Source organism: Streptomyces sp. JL2001, from assembly GCF_050917515.1.
Classification (GTDB): Bacteria; Actinomycetota; Actinomycetes; order Streptomycetales; family Streptomycetaceae; genus Streptomyces.
The window spans coordinates 5,914,619-5,929,218 of the sequence record NZ_CP169421.1 but is presented as its reverse complement, the minus strand read 5'-3'; the positions used below and the strand labels follow the sequence as shown (position 1 = coordinate 5,929,218).

Here is a 14,600-nt window from a genome sequence, read left to right as displayed (position 1 = left end):
TGGGGATGTGGGGGTGTGGGGGGTGGAGGAGCGCGTCCGGACGCTGCTGAGGAGCATCGAGCGTTGTCGGAAACGGGTCAACACGCTTCAATGCGGGGTGACGGCGGCCTGTGAACGGTGTGACTCGTGTGTGAACGCGTGCCCGCATGCCACCAGCGGCCCCGTCACCGGCGGTGCGGTGGCCCGCCCTTGGCGCGTGAACGTTCACTGAGGAGTCCCCGTGGGGCACACCGAGGCCGATCTGGTGCAGCTGCTGCACACCGGACCGTTCCACCTGGCGCTGCGCACGGCCTTCGCGGTGCGCGGCCTGCCGCTCCAGCGGGTGCAGCACCACCTCGCGCACCGGGGCGTCAAGGTCGGGGTGACCAGCCTCAGTTACTGGCAGCAGGGTGCCCGGCGGCCCCAGCGGCCGGAGTCGATGAAGGCCGTCCGCGCCCTGGAGGAGGTGCTCCAGCTGCCGGTGAACTCGCTGATCCGGCTGCTGAACGAGGACGCCGGCGGACGCGGCGAGGTGGACCGGCCCGCGAGTCGCCCGTACCGCTCCCTGGTGGAGGCCTCGGGCGTGGTCGAGGAGCTGTTCGCGGAGCTGGAGTCGCCGGTGGACGGCGGCCTGCACACGGTGGGGCACCACGAACGCGTACGGATCGGGGCGGGGCGGGAGCTGGTCGGGCGCGACTCGCAGCACGTGGTGCGGGCGCACCGGGACGGGGTCGACCGCTATCTGGCCATCCACCACGGGGATCCGGGGTGCGACCCGTCCCGGGTGGAGGTGCGGGCGGCGGAGAACTGCCGGCCCGGGCGGGTGCGCTGGCACGCGGACACCGGCGTGCTGATCGCGGAGCTGCTCTTCGACGCGCGGCTGCGGGCCGGGGAGACGTATCTCTTCGGCTACGGCTTCGAGGACGGCACGGCCGGCCCGAGCGGGGAGTACGTGCGCGGCTTCCGCTACGCGGGCGGGCAGTACGCGCTCCAGGTCCGCTTCGACGAGGCGGCGCTGCCGGTGCGGTGCCGGCGCTTCTCCCAGGCGTCTGCCGGGGCGCCGCGCACCGGCCGCGCCGAGCTGACGCTGAGCGGGCGGCACCGCACGGTGCATCTCGTGGAGCAGGGGGTACGGCCGGGGATCCTGGGGATCGACTGGGACTGGGTCTGAGCCTGCCCGGAGCTACGCCTCCGGGCCGGCGACCAGCTTGCCGTCCTCGACGCGGACCGGGACCGCGGGCAGCGGGACGGTCGCCGGGCCCTGGATCGCCTTGCCGGTGGTGACGTCGAAGCGGCTGCCGTGGCAGGGGCAGTTGCCCTCGTTGTCCTCGATCTTGTCGAGGACGCAGCCCGCGTGGGTGCACTGGGCGCTGAACGCCTTGTACTGCCCCTTCGCCGGGCAGCTCACCAGGACCCGCTGCTCGCGGTAGAGCTTGGCGCCGCCGACCGGCACCTCGTCGGGCGCGCCGAGGGTGACCGGTGCGGTCGGGGTCGGGACCTGGGCGTGGCCCAGCTTCGACTCGGTGGAGCAGGCGGCGACTCCCAGCCCGGCGGCACCGGCGAGCGCGGCGCCCTTCAGTACGGTGCGGCGGCTGGACTGGCCGGACATGAGCGCTCCACGGTGGGATCGGGGCAGGGGGTGACGGAACCGACGATACCGGCGCGGTTCGGCTGGCCCTCCACGGGGCTGTCGTGGCCGGTGGGACATGGGTTACGTTCACGGCGTGATCGTCGTCGCCGGTGAGTCCCTGATCGACCTGGTTCCGGACGGGGCGCCCGGCCCCTTGTCCCCCTTGGTGCCGAGACCCGGGGGCGGCCCGTACAACACGGCCGTGGCGCTGGGGCGGCTCGGCTCGGACGTCGCCTTCTGCTCCCGGGTCTCCACGGACGCCTTCGGGGACGCGCTGCTCGGCGGCCTGCGGGCGGCGGGAGTCGCCGAGGGGCTGGTCCAGCGGGGACCGGAGCCGACGACGCTGGCCGTGGCCTCCGTCGCGCCGGACGGTTCGGCGCGTTACGGCTTCTACGTCGAGGGGACGGCGGACCGCCTCTTCGCCCTGCCGGATCGTCTTCCGGACGGCGTGCGCGCCCTGGCCTTCGGCACCTGCTCGCTGGTCCTGGAGCCGGGGGCGAGCGCGTACGAGGCGCTGCTGCGGCGCGAGTCGGAGGGCGGTGCGACGGTGCTGCTCGATCCGAACATCCGGCCGGGGCTCATCGCCGACCCGGACGCCTACCGCGAGCGGTTCGCGGCCTGGCTGCCGTACGTCACGCTGCTGAAGCTCTCCGAGGAGGACGCCGCCTGGCTGGGCGGCTCACCGGCCGGGTGGCGGGGGCGCGGGCCCGCCGCCGTGGTCCTGACCCGGGGCGCGGCGGGTCTGACGGCGTTCACGGCGGCCGGCGAGGTCTCCGTCCCGGCCGTCGCCGTGGAGGTCGTCGACACCATCGGCGCGGGCGACACGGTGAACGCGGCGCTGCTGCACGGCCTGGCGGACCGTTCCGTGGAGTCCCTGGGCGTCGAGGACTGGCGCGAGCTCCTGACGTACGCGGCGGGGGCGGCGGCCGTGACCTGCTCGCGGGCGGGCGCGGAACCCCCGTACCCGGACGAGCTGGCCCCGCTCTGACGACCACCGGCGCACGGACGGCGGCCTCCCCCGTACGAGGGAAGCCGCCGTCCGTGCGGTCACCCGGTCCACCGGGCCTTCGGTCAGGCCTTGCGTGCCCGGCTCGTGGCCGTCTTCTTGGCGGCGGCCTTCTTCGCCGGCGCGGCGGCCCCGGCCGCCGTCTTGCGTGCGGTCGCCTTCTTGGCGGGTGCCTTCTTCGCTGTCCTGGACGCGCCGCGCGCGGCCGGGACCGTGGCGTCGCTGACGCGGTCCGCGCCGAGGATCTCGCGGAGGAACTTGCCGGTGTGGCTCGCCGGCACGGACGCGACCTCCTCCGGGGTGCCCTCGGCGATCACCAGACCGCCGCCGCTGCCGCCCTCGGGACCCATGTCGACGACCCAGTCGGCGGTCTTGATGACATCGAGGTTGTGCTCGATGACGATCACCGAGTTGCCCTTGTCGACCAGCCCGGACAGGACCTTGATCAGCTTGGAGATGTCCTCGAAGTGCAGACCGGTGGTCGGCTCGTCCAGGACGTAGACCGTGCGGCCCGTCGACCGCTTCTGGAGCTCGGAGGCGAGCTTCACGCGCTGCGCCTCGCCGCCGGAGAGCGTCGGCGCGGACTGCCCGAGACGGACGTATCCGAGCCCCACCTCGTTGAGCGTGCGCAGGTGGCGGGCGATGGTCGGGACGGCCTCGAAGAAGTCCAGGGCCTCCTCGATCGGCATGTCGAGGACCTCGGCGATGGACTTGCCCTTGTAGTGGACCTCCAGGGTCTCCCGGTTGTACCGGTCGCCGTGGCAGACCTCGCACGGGACGTAGACGTCCGGCAGGAAGTTCATCTCGATCTTGATCGTGCCGTCGCCGGAGCAGTTCTCGCAGCGGCCGCCCTTGACGTTGAAGGAGAACCGGCCCGGCAGGTAGCCGCGGACCTTGGCCTCCATCGTCTCGGCGAAGAGCTTGCGCACGTGGTCGAAGACGCCGGTGTACGTCGCCGGGTTGGACCGCGGGGTGCGGCCGATGGGCGACTGGTCGACGTGGACGACCTTGTCGACGAGGTCGTCGCCGTCCACGCGGGTGTGCCGTCCGGGCACCGACTTGGCGCCGTTCAGCTCGCGCGCCAGATGGGTGTAGAGGATGTCGTTGACCAGGGTCGACTTGCCGGAGCCGGAGACTCCGGTGACGGCGGTCAGCACGCCCAGCGGGAAGGAGACGTCGATGTCCTGCAGGTTGTTCTCGCGGGCGCCGTGCACGGTGAGCCGGCGCGAGGGGTCCACGGGGCGGCGGATGTCCGGCGTCCCGATGGCCCGGCGGCCGGAGAGGTACTGCCCGGTCATCGACTCGTCGTTGGCGAGGAGTTCGGCCAGGGGCCCGGAGTGGACGACCTTGCCGCCGTGCTCGCCGGCGCCGGGGCCGATGTCGACGACCCAGTCGGCGACCTTGATGGTGTCCTCGTCGTGCTCGACGACGATGAGCGTGTTGCCCATGTCGCGCAGCCGGACCAGCGTCTCGATGAGCCGGTGGTTGTCCCGCTGGTGCAGGCCGATGGACGGCTCGTCGAGCACGTAGAGCACGCCGACCAGGCCGGAGCCGATCTGGGTCGCGAGCCGGATGCGCTGGGCCTCGCCGCCGGACAGCGTGCCGGCCGCGCGGTTGAGCGAGAGGTAGTCCAGGCCGACGTCGACGAGGAAGCGCAGCCGCTCGTTGACCTCCTTCAGGACCCGCTCGGCGATCTTCTTGTCCCGGGCGTTGAGCTTCAGCCGGCCGAGGAAGTCGGCGCACTCGCTGATCGACATCGCGGCGACCTCGGCGATGGAACGCTCCATCACCGTCACCGCGAGGACGATCGGCTTGAGCCGGGTGCCCTGGCAGGTGGGGCAGGGCACCTCGCGCATGTAGCCCTCGAAGCGCTCGCGGCTGGAGTCGCTCTCGGCCTCGCTGTGCCGCCGCTTCACGAAGGACACCGCGCCCTCGAAGGCCGGCGTGGTGTAGGCCCGCTCGCGGCCGTAGCGGTTGCGGTAGCGGACCTCGACCTGGGTCTTGTGGCCGTGCATGAGGGCCTTCTTGGCCCGCTGCGGCAGGGCGGCGTACGGCAGGTCGGTGCGGAAGCCGAGCGCCTGGGAGAGTCCGCCGATGAGCCGGCCGAAGTACTCCTTGGTGTGGCCGTGCGACCAGGGGTGGATGGCGCCCTCGTCGAGGGACTTGTCCTCGTCCGGGACGATCAGCTCGGGGTCGACCTCCATGCGGGTGCCGATGCCGGTGCAGTCCGGGCAGGCGCCGAAGGGCGAGTTGAAGGAGAAGGAGCGCGGCTCCAGCTCCTCGAAGGACAGGTCGTCGTACGGGCAGTACAGGTGCTCCGAGTACATCCGCTCGCGCTCGGGGTCGTCCTCGGCGAGGTCGACGAAGTCGAGCACGACCATGCCGCCGGAGAGGCCGAGCGCGGTCTCCACGGAGTCGGTGAGCCGGCGCTTCGCGCTGTCCTTCACGGTGAGACGGTCGACGACCACCTCGATCGTGTGCTTCTCCTGCTTCTTCAGCGTCGGCGGTTCGCTCAGCTGGATCGTCTCGCCGTCGACCCGGGCACGGCTGTAGCCCTTGGTCTGGAGGTCGGCGAAGAGGTCGACGAACTCGCCCTTGCGCTCGCGCACCAGCGGCGAGAGGACCTGGAAGCGGCTGCCCTCGGGCAGTTCCAGCACCTTGTCGACGATGGCCTGCGGCGACTGCCGGGAGATCGGCCGGCTGCACTCGGGACAGTGCGGCTTGCCGATGCGGGCGAAGAGCAGGCGGAGGTAGTCGTAGACCTCCGTGATGGTGCCGACCGTCGAACGCGGGTTGCGCGAGGTCGACTTCTGGTCGATGGAGACGGCGGGCGAGAGACCTTCGATAAAGTCGACGTCCGGCTTGTCCATCTGGCCGAGGAACTGCCGGGCGTACGACGAGAGCGACTCGACGTACCGGCGCTGACCCTCGGCGAAGATCGTGTCGAACGCGAGGGAGGACTTGCCCGACCCGGACAGCCCGGTGAAGACGATGAGCGAGTCACGCGGGAGGTCGAGCGAGACGTTCTTGAGGTTGTGCTCGCGAGCGCCACGAACGATGAGACGGTCGGCCACGCCGGTCCGCACCTTTCTTGAGAGAGCGGAGGCACAGGAGTGCGGGTCGCAGATATGCCTGGATGTTTCGCATTACCCAACAACCAAGGATGCCGGATGCTTCCATCGAGCCTATAGCACGCACATTCGATTTACGGCCTCGCTCCTCTTGCTTCACCCGAACGAGTGGTGGCGCTAGGGTCGGCGCCATGATCGATCATGTGCGTGACCTGGCCTCTGTACGCGAAGCGACCGAGCGACTCCTCGACGCGGCCGCCTCCTGGGACAACGCGACGCTGGCCGAGGCGTCACGGCTTCCCGGCTGGAGCCGTGGACATCTGCTCGCCCACATCGCCCGCAACGCCGACGCGCTGGTGAACGTCCTGGAGGGGCGTCCCATGTACGCGGACGCCGCCACCCGCGACCGTGACATCGAGCGGGACGCCTCCCGTCCCCTCGACGTACAGCTCGCCGACGTGCGCGAGAGCGGCGAGCGCTTCCAGGCCGTGGGCCGGGAGCCCGCCGACTGGGACCGCGTCGTGGAGCTCCGCAACGGCGTCACGGACCGGGCGGCCCGCGTCCCCTTCCGCCGCTGGGTGGAGGTCGCGCTCCACCACGTCGACCTGGGGGTCGGCTACGAGCTGGCGGACCTCCCCGAGGAGTTCGTCCTGCGGGAGATCGACTTCCTGGCCGACCGCTGGTCGGGACGCCCGGAGGTCCCGCCGGTGACGCTCCGTCTCGGGTACGAGGAGAACAGCCCCTCCTGGCACACCGGCGGCGACAAGGGCGACCCCGTCGTCCTGGGCGGCACCCGCGCCGAGCTGCTCGGCTGGCTCTCCGGTCGCGGCGACAAGGGCGCCCACCTCGTCCTCCTCGAGGGCGACGGCCTCCCGGAGCTCCCGCCGCTGTAGCCCCCGCTGTTGGGCCACGCCCGCCGGCACCCGGAGATAGGCTGAGCCCATGACCTACAGCGGAGCGGTGAAGGTCGGCGGACCGGCCGATGTGCACGAGCTGACGGACCTGATGATCTCCAAGGTCGCGGTCGGCCCGATGGACAACAACGCGTATCTGCTGCGCTGCCGGGCGACCGGGGAGCAGCTGCTGATCGACGCGGCGAACGAGGCCGGCACGCTCCTCACGCTGATCGGTGACGACGGCATCGCGTCCGTCGTCACCACCCACCGGCACGGCGACCACTGGCAGGCGCTCGCCGAGGTGGTCGCCGCGACCGGGGCGCGGACGTACGCCGGGGCGTACGACGCCGAGGGCATCCCCGTCCCGACCGACGTGCCGGTCGAGGACGGCGACACGATCACGGTCGGCCGGGTCGAGCTGACCGCGCGCCGGCTGGTCGGGCACACCCCCGGCTCGATCGCCCTCGTCTACGACGACCCGCACGGGCACCCGCACGTCTTCACGGGCGACTGCCTCTTCCCGGGCGGGGTGGGCAACACCTGGAAGGACCCCGAGGCCTTCGCCAGCCTGATCCACGACGTGGAGACCAGGCTCTTCGAGGTCCTGCCCGACGAGACCTGGGTCTACCCCGGGCACGGCAAGGACACCACCCTCGGCGACGAGCGTCCGCACCTCGCCGACTGGCGCGCACGCGGCTGGTAGCCATCCGACGACGACCGCCCCCGTTTCGAAACCGAAGAGGGGGCGGTCGCGCGTTCAGGCCTGTTCCGCGCTCGTGAGGAGCACGCCCCACGGACGGTGGCCGGCCTCGGGGAACACCGGTACGGCGGTTGACGCTCAACCGTTGATCTTGGCCGGAGGTCCACCTGCTTCGGTGCCATCGGTACAGCCGTGGGTGCCGAGATTGATCTCAGCCCGGTAGCCGGGTGCTCTGACCGCCGGTTGCCGGCCGGATGGTTCCTCGTCGGGCTCGTCCGCCGTGTTCCCTCAGCCCGGGATCGGCGGCGCCGCCGGGCCCGGTCAGGTCGCCCCCGGGTCGGCCGGCGCGGGACGATGATCTCCGGACCGACCGGGGCCCCAGATACGCGATACAAGTTACGCGAAAACTCTTTCGCGTAAGTGTTGACGCACTTTCGGGGTGAAGGGGACGCTGGAAGTGCCTCCTCCGCTACTCCCGGAAAGCGCGACCGTCATGAACACCACTCGCCCGAGCTTCTCACCCGCGTCGGATGCCACCGCCTCGGTCGCCCGCCGGCGGTTCCCGGTGGCCGCGGTGCTGGCCGACCGCCTCGATGACACCGCCGTGGTGGACGCGGCCGTCCGGCTCGCCACCTCGCGCGGTGCACCGCTGCTGCTGATCGCGGTACTGCCTCCACCGCCGCCCACGACCAAGACCGTCCGCCCGGACTCGACGGCGGTCCGCGCGGTGGTCGGGCGGGCTCTGCCGCGACTGGCCCGCGCGGGGATCGCCCATCGGTCGGCCGCCTATCACCGTCCCGCCGTGCGCGGCAGCGGGCGGCTGCATGCGGCGAAGGCGCTGCTGGACACGGCGGCCCTCCACGGCTGCTCACTGCTGGTGGCATCACACAGCGGGCCGGCGGGGCTGGATGCGTGCACGGTGATGGAGGCCGCCGCCATCCGTGGCGGCCCGTTCGTGCACGCGGTCCCGCCGGTGCCGTGGGCGCCACTGACCGTGCCCTGCCCGCCCCGCTGAGCCTCGGACCGAAGGAATCGGCCCCGGCCGCCCCACAGGGAGAAGCGACCGGGACCGACTGCTGCAGACCCTGGCGCCGGCTGCCCGGTGAGCTCCCGTTACGAGGCGGTGCCCCCGGAATCGGCGACGGGGGTGTCCTCGCGGTGCAGGAAGGTGGCCAGGAGGTCGCCGACGGGGTGGTCGGCCTCGCTGGGGTGGCGCAGGGCGACGGTGGGATCGATGGTGTAGCGGTTTCGGCGGCCGACGCGCTCGCGCGTGAGGTATCGGGCCGCTTCGAGGTCGGCGACGATCAACTGGACGGCGCGTTCGGTGATGCCGATGGCGTCGGCGACGTCCCGCCCGCGCGCCTCGGGGTCGCGGGCGAGGGCGATCAGGACCCGGGCGTGATTGGTCAGGAAGGTCCACTGGTCGCCGCGCGGGCTGGAGGGCTGACTCATGGCTTTCATCATACGAAGCAGGCTTCGCATGATCAACATCATTTCGCGAAAACGAATTGGCGAAAAAGTTTTCGCGTAATTAGGGACGGGAATCAGAGGAGCAGGTGACGCCGGCCGCACCCTCACCAGCCTCTTCGACCCTGCTGAAAGGGGGTCCCGATGCCCTCCCAGACCTCCATCCCGACCCTGACCCGCCCGGCAGACACCGGCTCCCCGGCGCTGCCGCTGTCCCTGCCGCACCCGGTCACCGCGCTGGTGACCGACCGTCCCGACGACCTGGCCGTGGTGGACGCGGCCGTGCGGCCGGCCGCTCCCTGCAAGGCTCCGGTGCTGCTGGTCGCCGTCCTGCCCGCGGCCCGACGGATCGAGGCGTGATGAACGGCCTGCACGCGCTCGCACCCTGGTGGCTGCTGGCGCTCGTGGACCTGGTCGTCGGCGGCCTGTGTCTCGCCCTCGCCCTGCGCCCGCACCGCCGCCGCACGACCGCCGTCCGGCGGCCCGCCGGAACCGGGGAGGTGAACGCCTGGACGAACTGAATCAGCGCCCGGGCCCGGCAGCCCTCCGAAGCCCGCCAGGCCCGGGGCGCACCACTCCCCACCCTCCTGTCCGCCCTTGCCATTGCGCCCCGCACGAGGAAGCCGATCCACCATGAATGAACTGTCGTTCGCCGTCCCGCTGTGGGTATGGGCTGCGGTCACGCTCGGCATCGGCGTGATGCTCGCCGTCGACCTGATCGCCCACCGCGACAACCACGTGATCGGCTTCCGCGAGGCCGTGCTGTGGAGCGGCCTGTGGATCGCCATCGGCCTCGGCTTCGGCCTGGTCCTGTGGGCGTGGCAGGGCGGCGAGGCATCGTCGACGTACTACGCCGGCTACCTGATCGAAAAGGCCCTGTCGATCGACAACGTCTTCGTCTTCGCGCTGGTCTTCTCCTTCTTCGCCGTGCCCGACGCCTACCAGCACAAGGTCCTGTTCTGGGGCGTCATCGGCGCGCTCGCGGCCCGGCTGGTGTTCATCTTCATCGGCGCCGAACTGCTCCAGGTCTTCTTCTGGACCGCCTACCTGTTCGGGGCGTTCCTGATCTGGACCGGCTACAAGATGGCCGTCTCCAAGAACGAAGAGGTCCACCCCGACCGCAACCCCGTCGTCCGCCTCGTCAAGAAGATCATCCCCACCGATCCGCGATTCCACGGCGACAAGTTCTTCATCCGCGTCAGCGGCAAGCGCATCGCCACGCTGCTGTTCGTGGTCCTGGTCGCCGTCGAGGCCACCGACCTCATCTTCGCGGTCGACTCCGTCGCCGCCGTCCTGGCCATCACCACCAACACCTTCATCGTCTGGACCGCCAACGCCTTCGCCATCCTCGGCCTGCGCAGCCTGTACTTCTGCCTCGCCGGGCTGCTGCGCCGCTTCCGATACCTGCACTACGGACTCGCGGTGCTGCTCGCGTTCGCTGGCGTCAAGCTCATCCTCTCGGAGACCCCCGTCGGCAAGCTGCCCATTCCCCTCACTCTCGGCGTCATCGCCGTCACCATCACCGTCTCCATCGCCTGGTCCCTTGTCGCCACCCGCGGCGAGGACAGCGACAGCGGCGAAACCGCATCCCAGACGGACCACACGGCCGACACGCAGCCGCACCCGGCCACCGGCGCCCACGCCTCGACCCCCTCCGCCAGCCCGCACCATCCGGAAGGACGGCCGTCATGACCACCCTCAGCCCCCACCGCCGCAGCACACCCGGCCAGCACTTCGCCAGGGCCCACGACGCGTCCGGCGCCACATCCCGCACCGTCGATCCGTCCGGACCCCCGACCCCACGACGTTGAACATCGCCAACGCGCTGTGCACCCCGGCTCCCCGCGGGCCGGCCCAAGGGCGCAGCCGCCCTGCCCGGTTCAGCAGGGCCGGTGGCTGCGCACAGTTCCAGGCGGCTCGCGCACCCGACCGTCATGCCGGCAGCCGGACATGGTGCGGCACGAAGGGCTCGTCGTCCCCGGCACCCGCACTCGACATCGGAGCCCGCCGCCGGCCTGCGCTCCGGTCACCGTCCAAGAACAGACGCCGGGCGCCGGAAGCCTTTAGATCAGCGCCTGGGAGGACTGTTCGGCGGGCGGTACCCAGCACAGCGAGCTGCTGCGGCCGTTGCGCAACCCCAGCCACACCGTCCCGGGAGAGATCTCGGGGGGCGTCCCGGAGGCCGCGGTTTCGGCGGATTCCCGGGCGCCACTCGGGCGACTTCTCGGCGGGGCCGTGGCGTGACTGCCGTGATTCGCGGCCGACCGGTACGACCATGCTGACGTACCGCGGCACCAGCCACTGGGGAGGACCTGTGGACCGAGAGGACGGCACATCGGTGGCCACCGGTGTCACCGCCGAGCGTCTCACCGGGCTCCGCAGGTGGAACCTGGGGCTCACGCTGCTGCACCTGATCCAAGCCGTGGCCATCGCCGTGCTCGCCGGGAGCTTCTCGATCACGGTGACCTCCTCCGTCCCCGAGGGGCCACCGGGAACGGCAGCGCCCGCCCCGGAAGCGTTGTTCGACGTGCCGATCGGCTGGGCCGTCGCCGTCTTCCTCGCCCTCGCGGCAGCAGACCACCTGCTGACGGCGACAGTGTGCCGCGACACCTACGAACGCGACCTCAGGCGCGGCATCAACCGCTTCCGGTGGCTGGAGTACGCGCTGAGCGCAACCCTGATGGTGCTCCTCATCGGCTTCTACGCGGGCATCACCGGTCTCAATGCCGTCATCGCCGTCGTCGGCGCCAACGTCGGGATGATTCTCTTCGGCTGGGTCGAGGAGGTGATGAACCCTCCGGGGCGGGCGAGGACCAGGATGCTGCCGTTCTGGTTCGGGACCCTGGTCGGCGTCACGCCGTGGGTCTCGATCGCGTACAACACCGTCGCGGCCGAGACCGTCCCCGGCTTCGTGTACGGAATCGTTCTCGTCCAGGCAGCCCTCTTCTTCAGCTTCGGTCTCAACCAGTGGCTCCAGTACCGCGGAGTCGGCCGGTGGACCGACTATGCATATGGCGAAAAGGCCTACCTGGTCCTCAGCCTCGTGGCGAAGTCACTCCTGGCGTGGCAGATCTTCGCCGGCTCGCTGGCCGACTGAACCTCTTCCGTCCGAACCCCCATCGGCAAGACTCGAGCACCCGGTTCCCGGGCGGCCTCGACGGCATCGGCCGTCAGCCGGTCGTACACGGGGCGTTCCTCACCCGAGTGCGCGCTCACATCGTTCTCGACGTACTCGCCGGGACGGACGGCGCACGGCCGCGTGCCGTGCGCTCGCGCACGCCCCCGTAACCGCGGACCGGATCGGACGGTTGGCGCGGCATGCGCCACAGTCAGTCCCCGACCCCGCCGCCGGCCCCCGCCATGGGGCGGCTCGCCGCCGCGTCCCTCGCCGGCACGGCCATCGAGTTCTTCGACTTCTTCGTCTACGGGACCGCCGCCGCCCTCGTCCTCGGGCCGCTCTTCTTCCCCACCTTCTCGCCGCTCGCCGGGACGCTGGCCGCCTTCGGCACCTTCGCCGTGGGGTTCCTCGCCCGCCCTCTGGGCTCCGTCCTCTTCGGCCACGTCGGCGACCGCCACGGGCGGCGCCCGGTCATGCTCGCGTCGCTGCTGCTCACCGGCTGCGCCACCGTCGCCGTCGGCTGCGTCCCCTCGTACGCGACGCTCGGCATCACCGCCCCGGTCCTCCTGCTCGTCCTGCGCTTCCTGCAGGGTCTGGGGCTCGGCGGCGAGTGGGGCGGGGCGGTGCTGCTCACGGCCGAGCACGCGCCCGAGCGGCGGCGCGCGCTGTGGGCGAGCTTCCCGCAGATCGGGCCGGCGGTCGGCTTCCTGCTGGCGAACGGGGTGATGCTGGCGCTGTCGGCGGCGCTCACCGACGCGCAGTTCCGCGCATGGGGGTGGCGGGTGCCGTTCTGGGCCGCCGGGGTGCTCGCCGCCGGCGGGCTGCTGCTGCGCTCCTCGCTGGCCGAGACCCCGCAGTTCCGGGAGCTGTCCGAGGCCGGGCGCCGGGCGAGCGCCCCGCTGACGGAGGTGGCGCGGGATCACTGGCGGCTGGTGCTGCTGACGGCCGGGGCGCTGGCCGTCGGCTACGCCGTCTTCTACACGGTCTCCACCTGGGCCCTGACGTACGGCACGGAGCGCCTCGGCGTCGACCGCACGGTGATGCTGGCCTGCGTCATGGCGGCGGTGGCGGTCAAGGGCGCGGTGACGCCGTTCGTGGCGATGCTCGGCGACCGCCACGGTCGCCGGCCGCTGTGCCTGGCGGGGTGCGCCGCCTCGGCGCTCTGGGCGTTCCCGATGGTGGGGCTGCTGCACACCGGGCGGCCTTCGCTGATGTTCCTCGGGTTCCTGGGCTCGCTGCTGGCGTTCATCACGATGTTCGCGGTGGTCGCCGCCTACCTGCCGGAACTGTACGAGCCGAGGGTGCGCTGCACGGGCGCGGCGGTCGGCTACAACCTGGCCGGGGTGCTGGGCGGGGCCCTGACTCCGATCGCGGCGACGGCGCTGTCGGAGGGCGGCTCGGGGCCGCCCTGGGGCGTGGCGGCGTATCTGACGGTCGTGGCGCTGGTGAGCCTGGGCTGCTTCGCGCTGCTGCCGGAGACACTGCCGGACGCCGTCCGGTCCGAGGCGCCGCGGACGGCACCGGCCTGACCACGCACCGCGGCCGGTGCGGGCGGTGGTGTGCCGCCCGCACCGGCCGCGGTGCGTTCTGGTGTCGGGCCGGTCAGGCGCCGATGCTGTCCTTCTCCGTGTCGCCGGCCTCCGCCTCGGGGGCCTCGGCCGCCGACTCCGCCGCCTCGCGCTCGGCCTGCCTCTTGGAGGCGATCAGGCTGGTGATCGTGGTGACGACCAGTACACCGAAGATGAACGCGAGCGAGAACGGGATGGAGATCTCGGGGACGTGCACCCCGGACTCGTGCAAGGCGTGCAGCACCAGCTTCACGCCGATGAAGCCGAGGATCACCGACAGGCCGTAGCTGAGGTGGACCAGCTTCTTGAGCAGGCCGCCGATCAGGAAGTACAGCTGCCGCAGACCCATCAGGGCGAAGGCGTTGGCGGTGAAGACGATGTACGGGTCCTGGGTGAGGCCGAAGATCGCCGGGATCGAGTCGAGGGCGAACAGGACGTCGGTGGTGCCGATCGCCAGCATGACGACCATCAGCGGAGTCAGCACCCGCTTGCCGTTCACCCGGATGAAGAGCTTGGTGCCGTGGTACCTGTCGGCGACGCCGAACCGCTTCTCGATCGACTTGAGGAGACGGTTCTCCTCCCACTCGTCCTCGTCCTCGTCCTCGCCCTTGCGCGCCTCCTGGATGAGCTTCCAGGCGGTGAAGATCAGGAACGCGCCGAAGATGTAGAACACCCAGGAGAAGCTGGCGATGATCGCGGCGCCGGCGGCGATGAAGATCGCCCGCAGCACCAGGGCGATCAGGACGCCCACCAGCAGCACGCGCTGCTGGAGGTGCGAGGGCACCGCGAACTTCGCCATGATCAGGACGAAGACGAAGAGGTTGTCGACGCTCAGCGACTTCTCGGTGATGAAACCGGCGAAGAACTCGCCGGAAGCCTGGCTGTCGCCGAACACGAGCAGGCCGAGCCCGAAGAGCACGGCCAGCGCGATCCAGACGATCGACCAGATCCCGGCTTCCTTGATCGACACGTCATGGGGCTTGCGCCCGATGAAGAAGTCGATGGCGATGAGGGCGGACAGACCGAGAATGGTCAGCACCCACAGGGTCATTGAAACGTCCACTGCGCCTCCGGCGTCGTACGGCTACTGATCAGCGTCGCCGCTGCCGGAGGTCTCTTCCACCCGGGGCGGTACGAGACCGGCCGGGCCGACGCCCCGGGATCG

General features: G+C 71.2%; 14 protein-coding genes. 10 read left to right on the top strand and 4 right to left on the bottom strand.

Features of this window, described 5'->3' with window-relative positions:
• Nucleotides 1–220 precede the first annotated feature (220 nt).
• Nucleotides 221–1,150, top strand: a complete 930-nt coding sequence (locus tag ACE1OA_RS26440; RefSeq protein ID WP_356778788.1) for a hypothetical protein — start codon at nt 221–223, stop codon at nt 1,148–1,150.
• A gap of 12 nt (nt 1,151–1,162) precedes the next feature.
• On the opposite strand, the gene ACE1OA_RS26435 is transcribed toward ACE1OA_RS26440, so the two are convergent.
• Complete coding sequence (locus tag ACE1OA_RS26435; RefSeq protein ID WP_356608009.1) at nt 1,163–1,588, bottom strand: Rieske (2Fe-2S) protein; 426 nt, start codon at nt 1,586–1,588, stop codon at nt 1,163–1,165.
• A gap of 115 nt (nt 1,589–1,703) precedes the next feature.
• Here ACE1OA_RS26435 and ACE1OA_RS26430 point away from each other — a divergent pair, with 115 nt between their 5' ends.
• The gene (locus tag ACE1OA_RS26430) at nt 1,704–2,597 is read left to right on the top strand and encodes a carbohydrate kinase family protein (RefSeq protein WP_386545872.1); all 894 of its coding nucleotides are present in this window, start codon (nt 1,704–1,706) and stop codon (nt 2,595–2,597) included.
• Between the two features lie 83 nt (nt 2,598–2,680).
• Here ACE1OA_RS26430 and uvrA read toward each other — a convergent pair whose 3' ends face one another.
• Entirely contained in the window at nt 2,681–5,689 is a 3,009-nt protein-coding gene (gene uvrA / locus ACE1OA_RS26425) for an excinuclease ABC subunit UvrA (protein WP_356608013.1), read from the bottom strand.
• Between the two features lie 188 nt (nt 5,690–5,877).
• Between uvrA and ACE1OA_RS26420 the strand changes: the two genes are divergently transcribed.
• From ACE1OA_RS26420 to ACE1OA_RS26410, 3 genes are all read left to right on the top strand, one after another.
• Nucleotides 5,878–6,579, top strand: a complete 702-nt coding sequence (locus tag ACE1OA_RS26420) for a maleylpyruvate isomerase family mycothiol-dependent enzyme (protein WP_356608015.1) — start codon at nt 5,878–5,880, stop codon at nt 6,577–6,579.
• 49 nt (nt 6,580–6,628) lie between these two features.
• Nucleotides 6,629–7,285, top strand: a complete 657-nt coding sequence (locus tag ACE1OA_RS26415) for an MBL fold metallo-hydrolase (protein ID WP_356608017.1) — start codon at nt 6,629–6,631, stop codon at nt 7,283–7,285.
• A gap of 490 nt (nt 7,286–7,775) precedes the next feature.
• Nucleotides 7,776–8,297 carry a universal stress protein gene (locus ACE1OA_RS26410; RefSeq protein WP_432753493.1) on the top strand — a complete coding sequence of 174 codons (522 nt, stop codon included), beginning with the start codon at nt 7,776–7,778 and terminating at the stop codon, nt 8,295–8,297.
• Nucleotides 8,298–8,395: 98 nt separating this feature from the next.
• Here ACE1OA_RS26410 and ACE1OA_RS26405 read toward each other — a convergent pair whose 3' ends face one another.
• Nucleotides 8,396–8,734: a helix-turn-helix transcriptional regulator gene (locus ACE1OA_RS26405; protein ID WP_384874563.1), complete on the bottom strand. Its 339-nt coding sequence runs from the start codon at nt 8,732–8,734 to the stop codon at nt 8,396–8,398.
• Nucleotides 8,735–8,893: 159 nt separating this feature from the next.
• On the opposite strand from ACE1OA_RS26405, the gene ACE1OA_RS26400 reads away from it, so the two are divergent.
• The 5 genes from ACE1OA_RS26400 to ACE1OA_RS26380 all read left to right on the top strand — a co-directional run bounded on the left by ACE1OA_RS26400 (nt 8,894) and on the right by ACE1OA_RS26380 (nt 13,396).
• Entirely contained in the window at nt 8,894–9,109 is a 216-nt protein-coding gene (locus tag ACE1OA_RS26400; RefSeq protein WP_384874566.1) for a hypothetical protein, read from the top strand.
• A complete protein-coding gene (locus tag ACE1OA_RS26395; RefSeq protein ID WP_384874569.1) occupies nt 9,109–9,270 on the top strand; it encodes a hypothetical protein in 162 nt (53 codons plus the stop codon). Before ACE1OA_RS26400 ends, ACE1OA_RS26395 begins: the two co-directional genes overlap by 1 nt.
• Nucleotides 9,271–9,382: 112 nt before the next feature.
• On the top strand, nt 9,383–10,441 hold the full coding sequence (locus ACE1OA_RS26390; RefSeq protein WP_384874572.1) for a TerC family protein: 1,059 nt from the start codon (nt 9,383–9,385) through the stop codon (nt 10,439–10,441).
• A 622-nt stretch (nt 10,442–11,063) separates the two neighbouring features.
• The gene (heR, locus tag ACE1OA_RS26385) at nt 11,064–11,846 is read left to right on the top strand and encodes a heliorhodopsin HeR (RefSeq protein WP_384874575.1); all 783 of its coding nucleotides are present in this window, start codon (nt 11,064–11,066) and stop codon (nt 11,844–11,846) included.
• A 263-nt stretch (nt 11,847–12,109) separates the two neighbouring features.
• On the top strand, nt 12,110–13,396 hold the full coding sequence (locus tag ACE1OA_RS26380) for an MFS transporter (protein ID WP_432754098.1): 1,287 nt from the start codon (nt 12,110–12,112) through the stop codon (nt 13,394–13,396).
• 73 nt (nt 13,397–13,469) lie between these two features.
• On the opposite strand, the gene ACE1OA_RS26375 is transcribed toward ACE1OA_RS26380, so the two are convergent.
• The gene (locus tag ACE1OA_RS26375; RefSeq protein ID WP_386545622.1) at nt 13,470–14,498 is read right to left on the bottom strand and encodes a TerC family protein; all 1,029 of its coding nucleotides are present in this window, start codon (nt 14,496–14,498) and stop codon (nt 13,470–13,472) included.
• Between the last annotated feature and the right edge of the window lie 102 nt (nt 14,499–14,600).

Excerpts from the sequence above, each read along its gene's own strand:
- ACE1OA_RS26415 (WP_356608017.1), top strand. The coding sequence starts at position 6,629 with ATGACCTACAGCGGAGCGGTGAAGGTCGGCGGACCGGCCGATGTGCAC.
- ACE1OA_RS26405 (WP_384874563.1), bottom strand. The coding sequence starts at position 8,734 with ATGAGTCAGCCCTCCAGCCCGCGCGGCGACCAGTGGACCTTCCTGACC.
- ACE1OA_RS26395 (WP_384874569.1), top strand. The coding sequence starts at position 9,109 with ATGAACGGCCTGCACGCGCTCGCACCCTGGTGGCTGCTGGCGCTCGTG.
- ACE1OA_RS26410 (WP_432753493.1), top strand. The coding sequence starts at position 7,776 with ATGAACACCACTCGCCCGAGCTTCTCACCCGCGTCGGATGCCACCGCC.
- ACE1OA_RS26390 (WP_384874572.1), top strand. The coding sequence starts at position 9,383 with ATGAATGAACTGTCGTTCGCCGTCCCGCTGTGGGTATGGGCTGCGGTC.
- ACE1OA_RS26380 (WP_432754098.1), top strand. The coding sequence starts at position 12,110 with ATGGGGCGGCTCGCCGCCGCGTCCCTCGCCGGCACGGCCATCGAGTTC.
- ACE1OA_RS26400 (WP_384874566.1), top strand. The coding sequence starts at position 8,894 with ATGCCCTCCCAGACCTCCATCCCGACCCTGACCCGCCCGGCAGACACC.
- ACE1OA_RS26420 (WP_356608015.1), top strand. The coding sequence starts at position 5,878 with ATGATCGATCATGTGCGTGACCTGGCCTCTGTACGCGAAGCGACCGAG.
- ACE1OA_RS26435 (WP_356608009.1), bottom strand. The coding sequence starts at position 1,588 with ATGTCCGGCCAGTCCAGCCGCCGCACCGTACTGAAGGGCGCCGCGCTC.